This window comes from Paramaledivibacter caminithermalis DSM 15212 (assembly GCF_900142245.1).
Taxonomy (GTDB): domain Bacteria; phylum Bacillota; class Clostridia; order Peptostreptococcales; family Caminicellaceae; genus Paramaledivibacter; species Paramaledivibacter caminithermalis.
This window is the reverse complement of the sequence record NZ_FRAG01000112.1, coordinates 1-4,149: the sequence shown is the minus strand read 5'-3', so window position 1 is coordinate 4,149 and position 4,149 is coordinate 1. Positions and strand designations below refer to the sequence as shown.

2 protein-coding genes are annotated in these 4,149 nt (G+C 26.1%); one reads left to right on the top strand and one right to left on the bottom strand.

What is annotated here, in order from left to right; all coding sequences use genetic code 11:
* Positions 1–49 precede the first annotated feature (49 nt).
* Positions 50–1,141: a U32 family peptidase gene (locus BUB36_RS18545; RefSeq protein WP_073153749.1), complete on the bottom strand. Its 1,092-nt coding sequence runs from the start codon at positions 1,139–1,141 to the stop codon at positions 50–52.
* Between the two features lie 2,762 nt (positions 1,142–3,903).
* Between BUB36_RS18545 and tnpA the strand changes: the two genes are divergently transcribed.
* The coding region (gene tnpA / locus BUB36_RS18540) for an IS66 family insertion sequence element accessory protein TnpA (protein WP_207550859.1) at positions 3,904–4,149 on the top strand (246 nt) is incomplete at its 3' end.

Here is a 4,149-nt window from a genome sequence, read left to right as displayed (position 1 = left end):
CAATCTGAAGTAATTCTATAAAACATTGTACTATTTTTTCATATTAAGTTTACAAAGCCAAATTTTCTATTTCTAATAAAGCTTGATTAACAGCTTCTAAATGCTTTAATTGAAAACTCTTGTCTATATTAATTGCTTCACTAGCATAATCATGGCAATGCCTACACGTTTCTCCACATCCAATTAAATAACAGTATCCTTTCTCAAATTTTTTCATAAAGTTATCCAATTTTTTATTGTCTATATAAATATTTTTCAGATATTCATCAGGAAATGAAACATCCCTATAACCAAAATGCTGTATTAAATCCAATAAATTTCCGTCATATCGTCTTTCAAAATAAGCTTTTGCACGAATTACCATCAATTCAATAGGGGTTCCACGATCTATAATTTTAATTTGATTGTAGCCAAGAGCTTCATAGATTCCTATATCTTCAGGTCGGATAATGTCTGAAATTAAATAGTTAACAGGATTTTCAACTCGTTTTTTTGAACAGTTTAAGTAACAAAAATCATACTTTATCTCTTTATTATCTGTTTCTCGACTTGAATGCCCCATATATGACTGATGATAAGTTAATAATGGACATTCATACATGCAGTTATTATTTACAATCAATTCTAATTCAATATCGACTGCATCTCGTATTGCTTTTAAAATTTTGAAATTTCTATTTACTACCATAGGATCAAGAACAATACAATCAGCACCAAACTCAACCCATCGCTTTGCTTTTGCAACACTATCTACACAGACACTTGAAGATATTTTTACTTCTAAATTAGGATACTCTTTTTTAATATATCTTAATAAAGCTGGAATTGATACTGTCACTGAATCAATTTTAATTTCTGTTAACCAATCTAATAATTCTTTGATATGTTGTTTACCTTCATATGTAAACTCGTCATTCCCTAAACATGGTGAATTAAGTGTATAGTTAACTGTCATATTATTCTTATGTGCATACTTTACATGATTTTCTACTTTTAATCGATCAATATCATCAAGATGTTCACGTTCCAGCCCTCCTCCAATAAAATCATTTTTTAATTTGCCAAACAAATTTGTTACACCATACTGCTTTACTAAATCAATTAACTTATTGTCAAAATTTGTGGCTATTGAAATATTCACTTTTTTTATTCTCCTTTCTCTTTTTCATAATAAAAGCTTAACTGAAGTATATCTAAATCTTAGATTCCCTATGACACGCAATTATTTTTGTTTTTTTAAATTTGATTACATTTTTTATCCTTTATACATACTCTATGAGTCAAATGCATAATGAACATTTATAATTAAAATCTAAAATCATATACAATTGATCTGGGCAAATTAAACACATTTTAAAATGATTATCCGTGTTTATATAACTTTTATATAACATGAATTTTCCTCAATATGAATAAGTTCTTTAGTTAGATGGCGATTTTTTTGAAATATTATCCCAAATGAAGATTTGCTATTATTCGTATGCCTGCATAATAAAATTTGAATTAATTTAGAAATAGAAATTTATTTCTTTACAAGCTTTTTTCTTGTTATAAAATAGAGCTTTCTCAAACTTCTTTTACATTCACTGTGTAAAGTTTGATTTGAAATTTTCGTAATAAACCTCATCCACTCTAAAAATATTCGTATTAATAAAGTAAAAAACAAGAAATTCGATGCTAAAAAAATTTCCTGCTATACAAATTTTAGGAACTTAAAAATACAAATCCATCTCATATGGATATTGAATGCCTCATAAACTTTTGTCATAAGTACTACTAACTCATTGCTGAACTTAATGCCTATAAAAATAGGCTTACCTATGTTGTTGATCAAATTATACTCCGGTTTAAAAATATACTTTCCAACAACATCTTTTAAAAGGTTGGCATTTGTGTCATAGTACGTTCCCTTGTATTCTTAAGACAAATATTTACAGCAAAATGTATAAAAAAGTCTTAAAGATACTTTGCATAGTTTTTTTCAATTACACTAGACAATATACATACCGAATGAAACACAAAAGTTTGCAATCCTGTATTGCTAAAATTCTACCTACAAAAATGGCTGAATAAACTAAGAAAGTGCATTTAGGATCTTTAATACAAAACTCGTTTGTGTTATTTTTGTTCTTCTAAAGAATCTAAAACCTTGGTAATTTCGTACTTGCTGAAATATTTGTCCAAAGTATACAACAGCTTAATAGGATTTATACTTGCTATTTAGCTTTAAAAGATCAAATTACTATTTCAAACCTGACCAGCTATTCTATGTCTACTTATTTCAAGAGGTCTTGTTGTTATGTTATTTTTGATACTTTAAATAAGAAATTTTAAATAAACTTAAAAAATAGTTTGTTAAAACTACTCTACTTTAATTGGTTAGGCTCGTCCTAAAAAGTATCATCGATAGTCTATTTTTTATTCTATGGAACTGTTTTCAAATAGTGTATACTTATAGCATAACCTTAGAACAATTTTGAAAATTTTATTTCTATTTAACCATGTTTTTTAGAAAAAATTAAATAACTTGAATTGTGCAAAAGCTACAGGCCATTAGCCTAAATACTTTTTTGTAATTCACACAAATTGATATTAAGTGAGCCTAACATATATGCCCATGCAATTATATTCTTAAGGCTATCTCCTTTAAATAACTGTATTACATTTCTAAGAATTAACTTAATATTTTCTTGACTTATTCTAGATCGGTAGAATCTAACAAACTAGGATAAATTGTTTTCAAAAAAATCTTTTGGTGCAAACCATCTACCTATTACAACATAAATTCCGCTTTTGATATTGGTACTTGATTTAGGAAAAGTATCAATTAAATAATTAACTATTTAAATTTTAGATTTGAAATTCAGATTATCTTCTCTACAGTAGTTTTCCTATATAAATTGTCTACACTTAAAGATATAGTATGAGCTTTAATTTAAGCGCAGATGAAACTCAACAATGTCACCATACCAATTTGCCTTCAATATGGAAAAGTGATATTTAAGAGCTTCGATATTTTTTATGTCATTACTTTAACATAAGTGCTATAAATATAAGTTCATTTCTTGATTCATTATACTACTTAGTCTATTGATACTAAGAAACTCATCATCCCAAGGTGAATTATTTAAAAACTTAGTTACACTACCTATGTCTTTAATATTTAAAACTTTATTTAGGTTGTTGAATAACTATTTTTACTAAAAGTAAAATGCTGTATTTAAACTATCAAAATTATTTTTTATAAAAATGATTCCAATTTTATAATGTAGAGAATTAGCCGAATTATCAATCCCCAAATTTAGTTATTCAACAACCTATTTATTAAATAAATTAGAATTATTTCTTTTGCGATCAAAATCGATTATGCCTTGTACTAAATCATTAAGGTTTTTAGCCTACAGTTTAGTAAAATTAAAATTTAAGCTGTTAATATAATTTAAAATTTGATTATTAGTAACACTAGCTATATTCATAAGTTTAAATCCATATTGTGTAAGCGGCAAACTTTGCGTTAAGATTTATGCCATTTTGTATGTGTAAAATGAGTTACCAATTTTATCTATTTTAAATTTGCACAACTCAAATTAATAATTAATTATGTAAATTTTGTTTAAATAGACTATCAAAGTAATAATAACATATAAAAAATGAAAAAAATGTCGTATTTTGAAATTTGCAAAAAAAATTTTATATATTGTTTAATTTTAATTCTAGTGTAAAAAGCCCATAAAATATACAATATTTATCAAATGTAGAAAAATAAACTAAATTAAGAGTTGTTAAGAAGCATAAAAACCCTAAAAAATCAATAATTTCAAAAAGGGTAAGCGTAAAACCCTACCCACCTTCTAACAGACCATTTCCTGTGAGATAATGCCTTTAAAGGAGGCATATCAGGAAATGAAAAAAACAAAAGATTGGTGGAGAACCCATTATGATAACTGGATTTTAAGTAAGTTATCTATAGGAGAGTATAGTAATAATAATGGTATCAAAAAAAGTATTTTCTATGGATGGATTAAAAAATTTAGAAAGGAAGATTCTAAAGAAAAGACTAAAGATTCAAAGGTACAGTGGGCTACTCTTAATAGATATGAAACTGAAAATATAAATGAAGATGATACTAAGGTATCACCTTTGAAAATT